This window comes from Streptomyces sp. NPDC050636 (genome assembly GCF_040654775.1).
GTDB lineage: Bacteria > Actinomycetota > Actinomycetes > Streptomycetales > Streptomycetaceae > Streptomyces.
The window spans coordinates 1-15048 of sequence record NZ_JBFAIP010000044.1; the positions used below are offsets into that span (position 1 = coordinate 1).

The window sequence follows — 15048 nt, forward strand, 5'->3', positions numbered from 1 at the left end:
CCTCCACACCTACAACCACCACCGCTGCCACACCGCACTGGACGGCAAGCCACCCATCAGCCGTGTGAACAACGCTCCAGGTCAATACACCTAGGCGCGGGCGGCGCGGAGCCGGCGCCAGACCGCCTTGGCGGCGTAGTGGCCGGACAAGCCGTGGACGCCGGGGCCGGGCGGGGTGGCCTGGGAGCAGAGGAAGACGGCGGGGTGGGCGGTTTCGTAGGGGATGCGGGTGAGCTTGGGGCGGATGAGCAGGCGCAGCCCGGCCGCGGAGCCGGTGGCGGTGTCGCCGCCGACGTAATTGGCGTTGCGGGCGGCGAGTTGGGGCGGACCGGCGACCGCACGGGCCAGGACGAGATCCCGGAAGCCGGGGGCGAAGCGCTCGATCTGCCGCTCGACGACGTCGGTGGCGTCGCCTTCCCAGCCGTTGGGGACATGGCCGTACGCCCAGAAGGTGTGCTTGCCCTCGGGGGCGCGGGTGTCGTCGATCAGGCTGGGCTGAGCGGTGATCAGGAAGGGCGCGGACGGGTCCTGGCCGTGCACAGCGGCGTTCAGCGCGGCGGCGATCTCGCCGCTGGTGGGGCCGATATGGACGGTGCCGGCCCGGCGGGCCTCCTCGGCCGTCCAGGGCACCGGGCCGGACATCGCGTAATCGATCTTGAAGACGCCGGGGCCGTACTTCACGTCCCGGTAGGCGTTGCCCAGGCCGGCGATACGGGCGAGCGCGGTCGGTGAGGTGTCGAAGACATAGGCGCGGGCCGGCGGCAGATCGTCCAGCCGCTTGACCTCGAAGTCGGTGTGCACCGCGCCGCCATGGGCCCGCAGCAGACCGGCGAGCGCGTCGGAGATCGCCTGGGAGCCGCCGCGCGGCACCGGCCATCCGTTGGCGTGCGCGGCGAGCGCGAAGATCAGGGCGAGGCCGGTGGTGCCGAAGCTGCCGAGCGGCGCGATGGCGTGCGCCGCGAGACCGGCCATCAACGCGCGGGCCTTCTCGTCCTGGAAGCGCCTGTTGAGGAGGGTGACCGGCTGCATCGCGACCAGGCCGAAGCGGGCGTACGTCAGCGGGTCGCTGGGCAGGCCCAGCCACTGGGTGCGCAGGAAGTCATGCGCCAGGGTGTCCCACTTGGCGACGAAGGGCGCGACGAGCCTGCGGTAGGTGCCGGCGTCGCGCGCGCCGAAGGACATCGCGGTCTGGCCGACGGTGTGGGCGAGCACGGCGGCCGTGCCGTCGGGGAACGGGTGCGCCATCGGGAGCTCCGGGTGCAGCCACTCCAGGCCGTACCGCGCCAGGGGCATGGCTCTGAAGGCGGGCGATCCCACCCCGAGGGGGTGCACCGCCGAGCAGGGGTCGTGGCGGAAGCCGGGGAGGGTCAGCTCCTCGGTGCGGGCTCCGCCGCCGATGGTGTCCCGGGCCTCGAAGACCTCGACGGACATGCCGCGCCGGGCCAGTTCGACGGCGGCCGTCAGACCGTTGGGTCCCGCCCCGACCACCACGGCATCGAGCATCCTCGGCACCTGCGCCACTCCCCTCGCGTCTGAACCCTCGTCGTTGAGGATCAGTTGGCGGCTGCCAGCAGTCCGAGGATACGCCGCGCCGTTTCCTCGTCCCGCGCCGCGGTGAAGGGCAGGGCGTTGCCGCCTTCGATACGGAACGGCTGCCCGGCGACCGTGCCGCTCGCGCCGCCCGCCTCCTGCACCAGGAGCAGCCCGGCGGCGTGGTCCCAGGCGTTCTCCCAGCTGAAGGCGATGGCGTCGATCTCACCGCGGGCTATGTGCAGATACTCCAGGCCCGCCGAACCGCAGGGGCGCGGGGCGACGCCACCGGTGTCCAGGGCGGCCAGCACCCGCTTCTCGTCGTCGCTGGTGAAGTCGAAGTGGGAGGTGGCCACGTCGAGCACCGCGCCGGGGGCCGGGCTGCCCGCATGCAGCGGTACGCCGTTGAGCTCGGCGCCGGCGCCGCGGCGGGCGATCGCCATCAGGCCGAGCGCGGGGGCGTACGTCCAGGAGGCCAGCACCTCGCCGCGGTGGGCGAGCGCCACGAGGGTGGCGAAGCCGGGGTCGCCGTGCACGAACTGGCGGGTGCCGTCGACCGGGTCGACTATCCAGACAGGGGCGTCGCCGCGCAGCGCGTCGAGCACGCTCGGGTCGGCGTGGACCGCCTCCTCGCCGACGACCTGGGAGCCGGGCAGCAGGGCCGTCAGCGCGGCGGTGAGGTGCTCCTCGGCGAGCCGGTCGGCGACCGTGACGAGGTCGTGCGGCCCGTTCTTCTCGACGATGTCCTCGGCGGCGAGCTGCCGGAAGCGCGGCATGATCTCGTCGGCCGCGGCTTGGCGCACGACTGCCTCGACGGCGGCGAGGTCCAGCGCGGAGAGGTCCAGCGAGGACCGGCGGGGAGCGGCGGTCAGGGCCATGGCGGCGTCGTCACTGCTGGTCGTGGCATCGGTGATATTCGTGGTATCTCCCGAATCCTGGGTACGAATTGCTTCGATCATGCATCCATCGAACCACGCCCCACTGACACAACGCCTGGACACCAGGTGAACTCCCGATGCTGCGGAGTGCACGGCGTGGTGGCACGCACACCCGCCGTGACCGCCCCGTCGCACACCCGCCGTCACCGCCCCACCACCGAGGGGTTCAGCGTCCGACCGCGTACCCCTGCATCCCCCGCGGATTCGCCGCCGCGGACAGCACTCCGGTCTCCGGATCGCGCGCCACGGCGCACAGCCGCCCCTCCGACCAGGCGTCGCCAACCGTGACGAGATGACCTCGCCGCCGCAGCTCAGCGACGGTCTCCGCGCCGATCCCGGACTCGACGGTGACGCTCCCCGGCCGCATCCCCCGCGGGTAGAAGGAGCCCGGGAACGAGTCGTTGTGCCAGTTCGGGGCGTCGATGGCACCTTGGAGGTCGAGGCCGCCGCGGACCGCCGACCGCAGCGCCACCGCGAGGAAGAAGTGCACCTGCCACTGATCCTGCTGGTCGCCGCCGGGCGTGCCGAAGGCCATCACAGGGGCCCCGTCGCGCAGCGCGAGAGACGGTGTGAGGGTGGTGCGGGGGCGGCGCCCGGGGGTGAGCGAGTTCGGCAGTCCCTCCTCCAGCCAGGCCATCTGCAGCCGGGTGCCGAGCGGGAAGCCGAGGGCCGGGACGACCGGGTTGGACTGCAGCCAGCCTCCGGAGGGGGTCGCGGAGACCAGGTTGCCCCAGCGGTCGACGACGTCGATATGGCAGGTGTCGCCCCGGGTGGCGCCGTTCCGGTCGACCTCGGGCGCGATGCCCGAGGCCACCCCACGGGCGACCGTCGGCTCGCCCGCCCCGCTCCCGGAGACAGCCATCGGATCAAAGGCGTCCTCGCCCGCCGCGACCGCCAGCGCGTGCTTGCTCAGCCGCGGGGTGCGGCCGTCCGGGCTGCCGGGCCGCAGCTCGTACGAAGCGCGCTCGCCGATCAGCGTCCGGCGCGCGGCGTTGTAGTCCGCGCCGAGCAGCGTGCCGAGCGGCACCTCGTCCGCGTCGCCGTACCAGGCCTCGCGGTCGGCCATCGCGAGCTTGCTGCCCTCGATGAGCAGATGCATGTACTCGGGACTGCCGTAAGCAGGCAACTCACTTGGCAGCAGGGCGAGTTGCTGGAGGAAGGCCGGTCCCTGGGACCAGCCGCCCGCCTTGGCGACGGTCCAGCCGTTCCAGTCATAGGTGGCCGGCGCCTCGTACGAAGCGGCGAAGGCGGCCAGGTCGTCACCGGTGAGGGTGCCCGCGTGGCGCTCCCCCGACGTGTCCATGGCCGGGCGGGCGGCGAAGGCGGCGAGCGCCTCGCCGATGAAACCCTCGCGCCAGACCCGGCGGGCGGCCTCGATCTGCGCCTCCCGGTCGGCGGACGCGGCCTCCGCCTCCGCTGTCAGCCGGCGCCAGGTGGCCGCCAGCGGCCGGTTCCTGAGAAGCCCGCCCGGGGCGACGGACTTGCCGTGCGGCAGGTAGATCCCGGCCGAGGATTTCCACTCCGTCTCGAAGAGCTCACGGACCGTCTCGACGGTCTCCCCGATCCGCTCGACGGCCGGGTGGCCGTGCTCGGCGTAGCCGATGGCGTAGCGCAGCACCTCGGCGAGGGACTTGGTGCCGAAGTCGCGCAGCAGCAGCATCCAGGCGTCGAAGGCGCCGGGGACCGCGGCGGCGAGCGGTCCGGTGCCGGGAACCAGATCGAGGCCGAGCCCGGTGTAGTGCGCCACGCTGGCCCCGGCCGGCGCCGGCCCCTGGCCGCACAGCACCCGCACCGGCCCGTCCGCGGGCGCGAGGATGACCGGCACCTCGCCCGCCGGGCCGTTCAGATGCGGCTCCACGACATGCAGCACAAACCCCGCGGCGACGGCCGCGTCATAGGCGTTGCCGCCGTCCTCCAGGACGGCCATCGCGGACTGGGACGCCAGCCAGTGCGTGGTGGCGGCCATCCCGAAGGTGCCTTGGAGGGTGGGGCGGGTGGTGAACACGGGGTGGCTCCTCGTTCTGTGACCATGGATGGCGATGTGGGTGCTGTGAGCGATGTGAGTGATGTGGGTGATGTGGGTGATGTGAGCGATGTGAGTGCTGCGCCTGAGGGGTTGCCCCCTTCACTGCTCCCCTACCCTCGCCGTATGGCCATGCACCGCACCACACTTCCCCGCTCCGCGGACGGGGTCCGCTGGGACGGCCTCGCGCTGGCCGTGGACGGTCCGGCCCGCCCGCCGCTGCGCTTCGAAGTCGCGGACGGGCGGCGGATGGTGCTGCTTCAGGGAGAGAAGGTCGTGCTGCTCGCTCGGCAGCGCGTCACACACTTCGGCGTGCATTACGCCCGCACCGGGCGGTACGCGTCGCCGCTGCCCCCGCTGCGCGCCGACGTCGCCCGCATACACCGGGAGGCCTGCCCGGACGACGACGCCTGGTTCGCCAGGTGGGCCCACCACTTCGCCGATGAGCTGCGGGACAGTCCCAACGGACCGCTGCACGAAGGTGATTGGCAATTTCGCCCCGGCATGTCCTCCTATGCCGTCGACGCCTTCTGGGAGTCGCTCTGGCACGACCCGGACCGCGGCCACATCGCCTGGTTCTCCGGGAGTCCCGAAGAGGACAGCCGGGACATCCTCGCGCTGCGCCCACTGTCCGACCCGGACGCGGCACGGGTGAAGGCCTATCGCCGCCAGTACCGCGAGGGCGTGCTGCCGCCCGTGCTGCTGTGGGGCATCAGCGCACTCGACTGCTGCGTGGTGCTGGACGGCCACGACCGGCTTCTCGCCGCGCTCGCCGAGGGTGGACGCCCACCCGTGCTGCGCCTGAACCGGGAGCACCAGGGGGAGTCGCCCAGGCTCTACGCCCAGCCGGCCATCCGCACGTACGAGGAACGTGTCGCCCGCCTTGGGCGGGAGCAGGCCGCCGGCGATCCGCTCGCGGAGGTCAGGATCGCGAACGCGAGCCGAAGCCTGGCGAAAGAGCTGCAGGACCTGTTCTCCGCCTCCCATCTCACCCGCTCCTGGCCGCTCTCCGGCGGCGCGCCCGCCTGGGACGCGCTCGCCCGGCAGCACGCGCCCGGCTGGCACCCCGACACCCGAAACTGACGCGACGACAGCGCGCCGACTGCGTACCCTCGCGCCATGACCGGCACCGACCACACCGCCCCGGACCAGCCGCCCCGCCGCCCCCTCGTCGCGATCCTGAGCGGCGCCGGGATCTCGACCGACTCCGGGATCCCCGACTACCGCGGTCCGAACGGCCTGTGGCGGCGTGACCCCGAGGCCGAGAAGCTGGTGACCTACGACTCGTACATGGCCGATCCGGAGATCCGGCGCCGCTCGTGGCGGATGCGCCAGGAGAGCCCGGCGTTCCGGGCCCGGCCGAACGCCGCGCATGAGGCGGTGGTCGATCTGGAGCGGTCCGGGACGCCGGTGCGGGTCATCACCCAGAACGTGGACGGGCTGCATCAGCTCGCCGGGATGCCCGAACGCAAGGTCCTGGAGCTGCACGGCACCGCACGGGCCGTCACCTGCACCCGCTGCCATGCCCGGTCCTCGATGGCGGAGGCCCTGGAGCGGGTGGCCGCGGGCGATCCCGACCCCGCGTGCCTGGTGTGCGGCGGGATCCTGAAGTCCGCGACGGTGATGTTCGGGGAACGGCTGGATCCGGAGGTGCTGGGTACAGCGCTGGGCGTGGCGAAGGCTGCGGAGATCTTCATCGCGGTGGGCACCACGCTTCAGGTGCACCCGGCCGCCTCGCTCGCCGGGGTCGCCGCCGAGAACGGCGCCCAGCTGATCATCATGAACGCCGAGCCGACGCCGTACGACGAGCTCGCCGACGAGGTGATCCGCGAGCCGATCGGGGACGCGCTGCCCAAGCTGCTGGCGGAGATCGGCTGAGCGGAGCCGCCCACCGGGGACAGCCCTTAGCTGCCGAGCCTGACCGCGATGCCGTCGAGCACGCAGTCGAGCCCCGTCTCGAAGTGCCAAGCCGCGTCGTCCTTGCGCGCGGCGCCGAGGGCGTAGCGCCGGTAGGTCGGGTAGCGGCCGGTCTCCATCAGATAGGTCATCTGGGGCGCGAGCGCCCGGCGCGTCTCGTCGCCGCCAGCCCAGCCGTTGTCCTCCATGTACTGGCGCAGCGCCACCTCGGACTGCGTCGCGCCGTGCACATAGGCGTTGACCGCGCGGAAGGCGGCCATCACGGTGTCGGTGTCCATGCCGTGGCCGTCGAGCGCGGCCAGCTGGCGTTCGGCGGCCGCCATCCGGTTCGGCGTCAGCACGAAGTGCGGCGTGGGCAGCTGGGCGAGCCAGGGGTGCCGCAGCATCATGGCGCGGTTGGCCAGCGCATGGGCGCGCAGGACCTCGCGCCAGCCGGTCACCTCGTCGGGGACCGTACGTTCGGTCATGACCTGGTCGACCATCAGCGCCCACAGGTCGTCCTTGCCCGAGACATGGCGGTACGCGGCCATGGGCGCGACGTCCAGCTCGGTGGCGAGGCGGCGCATGGTGACGGCGGCGAAGCCCTCGGCGTCGGCGACCTGCACCGCCACGGCGGCGATCTTCCGCGGTGTCAGTGAGGCGCGGGGCGCGGCGGTGGGGCGCTCCAGGCGCTCCCACAGCACGGGCGAATCCGCACTTCCGCTCTTCTTCTGGGCTGCCACGCGGGGCTCCTCTCAGGCCGACCGTTCGTGTACAGCGTATCGCCAGTAGACGACGTACACATCGACGTGTACGTTGTACGCACTTCGATACGTTGTACACAGCAGGGGGATTCCCATGAGCACGCAGCCGCAGCAGCTCCGCATCGCGGTCGTCGTCGGCAGCACCCGGGAGGGCCGCTTCGCGCCCGTCGTCACGCAGTGGATCAAGGGCCACCTCGCACAGCGCGACGACATGAGCGTCGACGTCGTCGACCTGGCCGAGACCCCGCTGCCCACCGTTCTGCCGGCCTTCGGGAAGCCACCGGCGCCCGGCACCGAGGAGGCCCTCGCACTGGTCTCGCCGCGCCTGGCGGCGGCCGACGCGTTCGTGTTCGTCACGCCGGAGTACAACCACAGCTTCCCGGCACCCCTGAAGAACGCCATCGACTGGCACAACGAGCAGTGGCACGCCAAGCCGATCGGCTTCGTCTCCTACGGCGGTATCTCGGGCGGCCTGCGCGCGGTCGAGCAACTCCGTCTCGTCATGGCCGAGTTGCACGCGACAACCGTCCGCAACGCGGTCAGCCTGCACAACGCCTGGGGCCTGTTCGACGAGGAGTACGCGATGAAGGACCCGCAGAGCGACGCCGCGGCCAAGGCGATGCTGGACCAGCTCGGCTGGTGGGCCCAGGCGCTGCGGGACGCCAGGACCGCCCGCCCGTACACCGCCTGACGTTACGTCAACACATTGGAGGAGCCATGGATCAGCGTACGGAAGAAGCCGCTCCCAAGACCACGTCCAAGACCACGTCCAAGACCGCCTCCACGAACGCGCCCCAGACCGCGGAGCCCGCCACCGGCCGGCCGCCGGACCCGGCGCCGCCGTCACGTCTCGCCATCCTGGGACTGCTGCTCGGCATCATCCTGGCGACACTCGACGGCACGATCGTCGGCACCGCCCTGCCCACCATCGTCGGCGACCTCGGCGGCCTCGACCACTTCTCCTGGGTGGTGACGGCCTATCTGCTCACCACCGCCGTCTCCACCCCGATCTGGGGCAAGCTCGGCGACCTGTACGGCCGCAAGGGCAGCTACCAGGCCTCGATCGCGGTCTTCCTCGTCGGCTCCGTACTCTGCGGAGTCGCCCAGGACATGGGGCAGTTGATCGCATTCCGCGCGCTCCAGGGACTCGGCGCGGGCGGCCTCTTCGTGGGCGCGCTCTCCCTCATCGGGACGCTCCTCCCGCCCGCGCAGGCGGGGCGCTCCCAGTCGATGATCGGCGTGCTGCTGCCGATCGCCATGATCGGCGGGCCGCTGCTCGGCGGCTTCCTCACCGACCAGCTGAACTGGCGCTGGGTCTTCTACGTCAACGTGCCCGTCGGCGCCGCCGCCCTCCTGATCGTCGGGTTCCTCATCAGGCTGCGCGGCGAGCGCAGCACGGCCCGCATCGACTACACCGGCGCCGTACTCCTCACGGCAGGCATTTTGGCGCTCACCCTGATCGGGACCTGGGGCGGCACGACGTACGACTGGATCTCACCGCAGATCGCCGGGCTCGCCGCACTCTCGGTGGCCGCACTCGGCTGGTTCGTCCACGTGGAGCGACGAGCACCCGAACCCATCATCCCGCCGCGCCTGTTCCGCGACCGCAACTTCACGCTCGCCCAGGTGCTGAGCTTCCTGGTGGGTGCGGCGATGCTGGCCGCGGCGAGCTATCTGCCGCAGTACATGCAGTTCGTACGGGGCACGTCGTCGACGGAGAGCGGGCTGCTGCTGCTCCCGCTGATGCTCGGCATGATGGGCGCGCAGCTGTTCATCGGGCGGGCGGTCGGCAACGGCGGCGGGTATCGCGCGTACCCCGTCGCGGGCGGCGCGGTCGCCACGGCGGGCGCTCTGGCGCTGCTCATGGTCGGCGCGGACACCGCCACGGCCGTGGCCTCCGCGCTGACGTTCGTCCTCGGCACGGGCCTTGGCTGCCTGATGCAGCCCTCGATGCTCATCACCATGAACAGCGCGGATCCGCGCGACATGGGCGCGGCCAGCGGCACCACCACGCTCCTGCGCACCATCGGCGGCTCGCTCGGCGTCGCCGTGCTCGGCTCCGTCTACACCAGCCGCATGGCTGCCACCCTCACGGACCGGCTCGGCCGGGACGGGGAGCGCCTGGCCGGCGGCCACGACGTGACCCCCGCGGTGCTGCGCGGGCTGCCCGGGCCGGTGCGGGACGCCTTCCGTGCCGCGGTCACCGGCGGACTGCACGGCGTCATGATCGGCACGGCCGCGCTGTGCGCCGTCACCTTCGCGGCCGCCTGGCTGATCCGCGAGGTACCGCTGCGGGCGGGCCCGGGGGCGGGGGACTAGGCCGACTGGACGGCGGGACGCCGTGCCTTGAGCAACCAGAGCGCCATTAGCCCGCTCCCCAGCCCGACGACAGCCGCGACCGCGAACACCGCGGACAGCCCGCTGGCGTACGCCGCGTGCAGCTCAACGCCGCCCTTGCCGGACGAGAACCGGTGGAATACGGAGCCGAGTACGGCGATGCCCAGCGCCAGGCCGAGCTGGCGCGCGCAGTTGGCCGCGGCGGAGGCGACCCCGCTCTGCGATTCGGGCGCGGCGGACATGGCGATGGCGGGCAGCACGGGGGAGACGACGCCCGCGCCGATACCGGTGAGGATCAGTCCCGGTACCAGCGCCGCCCAGGACGAGTCCGCGTCGACGGACAGCATGAGGACATTGCCCAGGCCCACGGCCACCGTGCCGCCACCGAGCGTCCAGTGCGAGGGGAGCCGGTGCAGTGCGCTGCCGACCACGGCGGAGGTGGCGAAGAACGCCGCCGGCTGCACCGTGATGACCAGGGCCGTGGGCAGGGAGGTGAGCCCCACGCTGTCCTGCAGCCAGATCGACATGACCGGCAGCGCGCCGAATCCGGCGAGGTAGTAGCCCATGGCCGCGACCAGCGTCCCGTTGAACTCCCGCTTGCGGAACAGGTCGAGGGAGATCATCGGGGCGCTCCCGGCCCGCTCGACGAGGATGAACGCGCTCAGCATCACCAGGCCGACGACGAAGCCGAGCACCGCGGAGGGCGCGCCCCACCCCTGTTCGCCGCCGCGGATGATGCCGAAGGTGATGCCGATCGCCGCCAGGGTGAAGGTGACGATGCCCGGGTAGTCGATGCGGGTTGAGGTGCTGGTGTCGTCGATCAGCACCGCGGCGGACAGCGCCACCGTGATCACACAGACCGGCACCCCGCCGAAGAAGATCCACTGCCAGGACAGAAACTGCGTCAGGACTCCGCCCGCGACATTGCCGATACAGGCGGCGGCACCGGCGACCGCGCCCCAGACCGCGAAGGCCACGCCCTTGTCGCGTCCGGTGTAGGTAAGTCCGATCAGGGGCAGCAGGGTCGAGAACATCGCGGCACCGGCCAGACCCTGTACCGCCCGCGCGGCGATCAGCACGGTGACATTGCCGGCCAGTCCGCAGACGAGCGTGGAGACGGCGAAGATCCCCAGACCGGCCAGGTAGAGGCGTTTGCGCCCCAGGTTGTCGCCGAGTGATCCCATGCCGAGCGACAGCCCGGCGAGGGCGAGGGTGTAGACGTCGACGATCCACTGCAAGGAGCCGAAGCCCGCGTGCAGGTCGTGGGCCATGCTGGGGAGCGCCACCGTCACGATCGTCGAGTAGACGAGCAGCATGAACGTTCCCAAGCAGGTGGCGACCAATGGCAGCCATTTGCGCATGGATGTGCTTCCTTCCGGGGCCTGGAGCCTTCCGGAACAAGCCTGTTGTAATACTCTTATGCAGCAGAACCCTTACGGAGAAGATCCCGTACGGCTCATCCTGGACCTCGCGGCCACGCCGCCCCGCTCCCCCGAGGAATTCGCCGAACGCTGCCTTGCGGCGGGCATGGCGATCGACCGGCCGGTGGGCGACGAGGACCTGGCGGAGATCCTGGAATTCATCCCGCGCTGGCTCGCGGTGGTCGACGCCGACACCCCCGAGCAGCGAGCCGCCCTGCTCAACGAGCTGCTGACGACCTCATCCGCGCACCCCCGGTTGACCGACCACGCCGACGGCGGCTGGCACATCCACTACCGCGCCGACGGCCTGGGCCTGGCCGGTGTGGTGCGGGCGGTGGTCAGCGTGGGTACCGCCCTGCACCTGACCCGCGGTATGGACCGCCTCGGGCGCTGTGCTCTGGCCGAATGCGGCCGGGCGTACGGTGACTTCACACGGGGCGGTCGACAGCGCTACTGCTCACACGCCTGCGCGAACCGCGACGCCGTGCGCCGTTTCCGCGTCCGGCAGGCAGCACAGAACCCGTGCAACCACGGGTGATTTCTCATTCTTGAATGGGCGCTGTCGAGGCGTCGGCCTGAGCGATCGACGCGTAGTACGCCGCATACGTCGCCTCCAACGCGGTGGAACCGGCCGCGCCGGTGAGCTGGTGAACCCGGGTCACAAGTTCGAAGGCTACCCATCCTTCGGCGCCTTGAGCATGTTGTTCAAGGTGGATGCGTGGCACGCGTGCTGCTGAAGAACAGCCAACGAAACGAGGCGGATCAGCGCCTCAAATGCATTCGCGCTCGATCCGGTGAATCCCTTCACTCACACGAGCAGAACCGTATGACCGTCAAGGTGATTGCTGCGACGCTCTCGACGTGCTCGAACCATCGGTGCTCGGGCATCGCGTCCTCAAGAAGGAGTTGACCGTGAGCGTTCGCCGTTCCCTGCCGGCCGTCCTCGGCGCCGTAGCCCTCTTCCTCGGGCTGTCCACAGCCGCCGCCCCATCGGCCGCAGCCAACCCCTGCGGGTTCTTCAAGACCAGCAGCGACGCGTTCTACAACCACTGCACGAACGACGGCTCACGCGTAGTCATCAAGGTCAATGCGGCGTTCGCCCCCGACTACGAGCGCTGCCTGGCCGCCGGCGAGACCTGGCTGGGATCGGCCGGCGATATCCGAGGCGCCCGCTACGTCGGCCGCACCTGCTGACCCCGACATGACCACGAGCCCGGGGCGCCGCGCCCCGGGCTCGTCTTACGACGACGAACACCGCCAGCCGCCGGGGAACCGCCCTCAGGTCGTGACGGCCGGCAGCCGCCATTGACCTCGTGTCACAACTCGCCCCGGACCAGTGCAGCCGCAGGCGCCGTCGGGCGTGCTCATTCCCCGACGAACACCAGGACGGTGTTCTGCCCGCCAAAACCGAATGAGTTGCTGACGGCGGCGTTGATGGCCGCGGCTCGGGGGGCTTGGGTGACGATGTCCAGTTCCCAGTCGTCCTCCTGGCGGTGGAGGTTGGCGGTGGGAGGGATGAGCTGGTGTTGCTGGGTGAGGACGGTCAGGGCTGCCTCGATGGCGCCGGCCCCTCCCAGAGCGTGGCCCAGAACGCTCTTCGGGGCAGTGACGGGGGGCGGCACCGGGCCGAAGACGCGGTGCAGGGCGCGCGCCTCGGCTCTGTCGCCAAAAAGGGTTGAGGTGCCGTGGGCATTGACATGCCCGACGTCGCGTGGCTGGAGGCCCGACTCCTTCAACGCGGTACGCAGGGCGCTTTCAACGCCGGTGCCCTCAGGGTGCGGGGCCACCGGATGGTAGGCATCGCTGGTGCAGGCGTGTCCGCAGAGCACCGCACGCTGATCGGCACCACGGCGCAGGGCGTGCTGGCGGCGTTCGAGGACGAGGACTGCTGCGCCTTCTCCCAGGACAAAGCCGTCGCGGTCGGCGTCGAAGGGGCGTGAGGCGAGGTGAGGAGCGTCGGTGCGCTGGGAGAGGGCGTGCATTTGCTGGAAGCCGGTCACCGTCATCCGCGAGCATCCCGATTCGGCGCCGCCGGCGAGAGCGATGTCGCAGGCGCCCGAGGTGACCATGTCGGCGGCGACCGCCAGGGCGGTGGCGCCGGAGGAACAGGCGCTGGCAACGGTGAAGTTCGGGCCTCGGGCGTCCAGCGTGATGGCGACCTCGGCGGCAGCCATGCTCGGCACGCTCCGCGGCAGCGCCAGGGGGGAGACCAGTTCCGGGTGGCCTTGGCTCAGGACGTCGAACTCATGGAAGTAGGTGTGCAGGCTGTTGCTGCCGACGCCGAGGACGACGGCTACCCGGGGAGCGTTCCAGGCGGCCGGGTCGAGTTTGGCGTCTCTGACCGCCTGCTGGGCGGCGGCGAGAGCAAGGTGGATGAAGCGGTCCAGGCGTCGTGCCCGTCGCCGGCCGTGAACGGCGTCGGCGTCGAACCCGTCGACGCGGCAGGAGATGTCCACGGGCAGCCCCGCCAGGTCGGGATCGGTGCGAGCCAGACTCTGTCCCTGGCACACCGTGGCCCAGGTGGATTCCTTGGTGAGCCCGGCGGGGGTGATCATGCCGATGCCGGTGACCGCAGCCTCGCAGCGCATGTCCGTTCCCTTCGTCGTGGGGTGTGACGACGTGGTGGCTGAGTGAGCGGGTTTCCGAAGCTCTCAGGGGCCGCGGCGCGTACCAGGACCGGGAGTTCGCGCGGGGTGGGCGCGCTCGGTCCGGAGTCGGAGCACGTTGTCTCTCCGTCCCCGACGGGTCCGGTGGGGGCAGCGTCGGTGCCGGGGCTGCGGGAAGGGCCGGAGGACCGGGGCCTGTCCGGTGGGTCGGGGTCGGACAGACCCTAGGCCGCAGCGGTGAGGGGCGGGAGGTGCCGCCCGACCGCCTCGACGATCTGGTCGACCTGGTCGGGCGTGTGTGCCGCGGTGACCGTGATGCGGACGACGAGCTGGTCCCCGGCCACGCTGGGCGGCAGAAACGCCCCGGTGAAGACACCCGCGTCGAGCAGTGCCCGCCATGCCTTCAGGCCCGGTTCGGGCTCCCCCGCCGGCAGCGCGACCGCGGGGCCCGGCCAGGCCGGCAGACGGTGCCCCAGCTGCGCCAGGCCGCGATGCAGGCGTTGCGCCGAGTCCCACACGGCGGCACGGAGCTCGGGCCGGGCACGAGCCGTCCGTACGGCCGTCAGCGCGGCGGCCGCGGACGCCGGTGGCAGCGATGCCGAATACATCTGGGCAGATCCGAAGTGACGCAGGTTGCGGATGGCTTTCACCGAGCCTGCGACAAACCCACCGATGGAGCCGAACGCCTTGCAGAGGGTGCCGGTGACGATGTCGATCGCACCCTCGGCGTCGAAGTGCTCGCCGATACCTCGCCCGTTGTTTCCGAGCACGCCGAAGTCGTGCGCGCCATCGACGATCAGCCCGGCGCCGTAGCGCTCGGCCAGTTCGGCAAGCTGCGGAAGCGGGCAGAGGTCGCCGCCGAGAGAGAACGCGCCCTCGGTGACGATGATGGGGGTCTTGCCCTTGTCCGTGGCGGTACGCATGAGCCTTTCGGCATGGGCGATGTCGTTGTGCCCGAACCGGCGGTGCTCAGCCCGTCCGAGGGAAACGGATTCCACGAGAGAGGCGTGGATGTGCTGGTCCGCGATCACCATGTGATTGGCGCCGAAAAGAGCGGACAGAGACAGGTTGGCCTGGAATCCCGTCATGGTCAGCATGACCGCAGGGCGCTGGAGAAAGTCGGCCAGCTCCTCTTCCAACTCATGATGGAGCCCAATGGTGCCGAGCATCGGGGAACCGGTGCAGCAGGTGCCGTACTTGGTGGCGGCTTTCGAGGCCGCCGCCCGCACGCCGGAATCGGTCGCAAGCCCCAGATAGTCCGTCGAGGCCGCGTTGATTGCGCGTACGCCATCGACGATCACCTCCCCCGGCGTCGGCCGGTCCTCAATGACGAGGTAATAGGGATAGATGTCACGACGGGAGACGAACTCGTCGAGAATGGGGACATCAGCGATCCAGCCAGTCATGATCATCCTGTCGATAGGGTTCGCCACCTCCGCACGGTGCGGGCAATCTCCCACAGTTCGTGGATTCGGTGACGAACGTTTCTACTGCGACACGGACTAAGAACTCCGGAGCTTGTGCTGGGTGTGA

General features: G+C 71.0%; 13 protein-coding genes. 6 read left to right on the top strand and 7 right to left on the bottom strand.

Going from position 1 to position 15048, the window contains the following annotated elements; genetic code table 11:
- Positions 1-90 precede the first annotated feature (90 nt).
- The 3 genes from AB0I10_RS26205 to AB0I10_RS26215 form a co-directional block, all read right to left on the bottom strand.
- A complete protein-coding gene (locus AB0I10_RS26205; protein WP_363155060.1) occupies positions 91-1512 on the bottom strand; it encodes an NAD(P)/FAD-dependent oxidoreductase in 1422 nt (473 codons plus the stop codon).
- A 41-nt stretch (positions 1513-1553) separates the two neighbouring features.
- Entirely contained in the window at positions 1554-2408 is an 855-nt protein-coding gene (locus AB0I10_RS26210) for an inositol monophosphatase family protein (RefSeq protein ID WP_363155108.1), read from the bottom strand.
- Between the two features lie 226 nt (positions 2409-2634).
- Positions 2635-4473 carry a gamma-glutamyltransferase gene (locus AB0I10_RS26215; RefSeq protein WP_363155061.1) on the bottom strand — a complete coding sequence of 613 codons (1839 nt, stop codon included), beginning with the start codon at positions 4471-4473 and terminating at the stop codon, positions 2635-2637.
- A gap of 144 nt (positions 4474-4617) precedes the next feature.
- Here AB0I10_RS26215 and AB0I10_RS26220 point away from each other — a divergent pair, with 144 nt between their 5' ends.
- Both AB0I10_RS26220 and AB0I10_RS26225 read left to right on the top strand, forming a co-directional pair.
- Positions 4618-5574, top strand: a complete 957-nt coding sequence (locus AB0I10_RS26220; protein ID WP_363155062.1) for a hypothetical protein — start codon at positions 4618-4620, stop codon at positions 5572-5574.
- Positions 5575-5610: 36 nt separating this feature from the next.
- Positions 5611-6369 carry a Sir2 family NAD-dependent protein deacetylase gene (locus AB0I10_RS26225; RefSeq protein WP_363155063.1) on the top strand — a complete coding sequence of 253 codons (759 nt, stop codon included), beginning with the start codon at positions 5611-5613 and terminating at the stop codon, positions 6367-6369.
- Positions 6370-6395: 26 nt separating this feature from the next.
- Here the strand turns inward: AB0I10_RS26225 and AB0I10_RS26230 are convergent, their stop codons facing one another.
- On the bottom strand, positions 6396-7130 hold the full coding sequence (locus AB0I10_RS26230) for a TetR/AcrR family transcriptional regulator C-terminal domain-containing protein (protein ID WP_363155064.1): 735 nt from the start codon (positions 7128-7130) through the stop codon (positions 6396-6398).
- A gap of 115 nt (positions 7131-7245) precedes the next feature.
- Between AB0I10_RS26230 and AB0I10_RS26235 the strand changes: the two genes are divergently transcribed.
- Together AB0I10_RS26235 and AB0I10_RS26240 are read left to right on the top strand one after the other, a co-directional pair.
- The gene (locus tag AB0I10_RS26235) at positions 7246-7842 is read left to right on the top strand and encodes an NAD(P)H-dependent oxidoreductase (RefSeq protein WP_363155065.1); all 597 of its coding nucleotides are present in this window, start codon (positions 7246-7248) and stop codon (positions 7840-7842) included.
- A 26-nt stretch (positions 7843-7868) separates the two neighbouring features.
- A complete protein-coding gene (locus AB0I10_RS26240) occupies positions 7869-9470 on the top strand; it encodes an MDR family MFS transporter (RefSeq protein ID WP_363155067.1) in 1602 nt (533 codons plus the stop codon).
- Here the strand turns inward: AB0I10_RS26240 and AB0I10_RS26245 are convergent.
- Positions 9467-10849 carry an MFS transporter gene (locus tag AB0I10_RS26245; protein WP_363155068.1) on the bottom strand — a complete coding sequence of 461 codons (1383 nt, stop codon included), beginning with the start codon at positions 10847-10849 and terminating at the stop codon, positions 9467-9469. The two genes, AB0I10_RS26240 and AB0I10_RS26245, sit on opposite strands and share 4 nt — an antisense overlap.
- Positions 10850-10907: 58 nt before the next feature.
- Between AB0I10_RS26245 and AB0I10_RS26250 the strand changes: the two genes are divergently transcribed.
- Positions 10908-11447: a CGNR zinc finger domain-containing protein gene (locus AB0I10_RS26250; RefSeq protein WP_363155069.1), complete on the top strand. Its 540-nt coding sequence runs from the start codon at positions 10908-10910 to the stop codon at positions 11445-11447.
- A 392-nt stretch (positions 11448-11839) separates the two neighbouring features.
- Complete coding sequence (locus tag AB0I10_RS26255) at positions 11840-12103, top strand: DUF6355 family natural product biosynthesis protein (RefSeq protein WP_363155109.1); 264 nt, start codon at positions 11840-11842, stop codon at positions 12101-12103.
- Positions 12104-12273: 170 nt separating this feature from the next.
- On the opposite strand, the gene AB0I10_RS26260 is transcribed toward AB0I10_RS26255, so the two are convergent.
- Positions 12274-13497: a beta-ketoacyl-[acyl-carrier-protein] synthase family protein gene (locus AB0I10_RS26260; protein ID WP_363155070.1), complete on the bottom strand. Its 1224-nt coding sequence runs from the start codon at positions 13495-13497 to the stop codon at positions 12274-12276.
- A 242-nt stretch (positions 13498-13739) separates the two neighbouring features.
- Positions 13740-14921, bottom strand: a complete 1182-nt coding sequence (locus tag AB0I10_RS26265; RefSeq protein ID WP_363155071.1) for an aminotransferase class I/II-fold pyridoxal phosphate-dependent enzyme — start codon at positions 14919-14921, stop codon at positions 13740-13742.
- Positions 14922-15048: the final 127 nt, after the last annotated feature.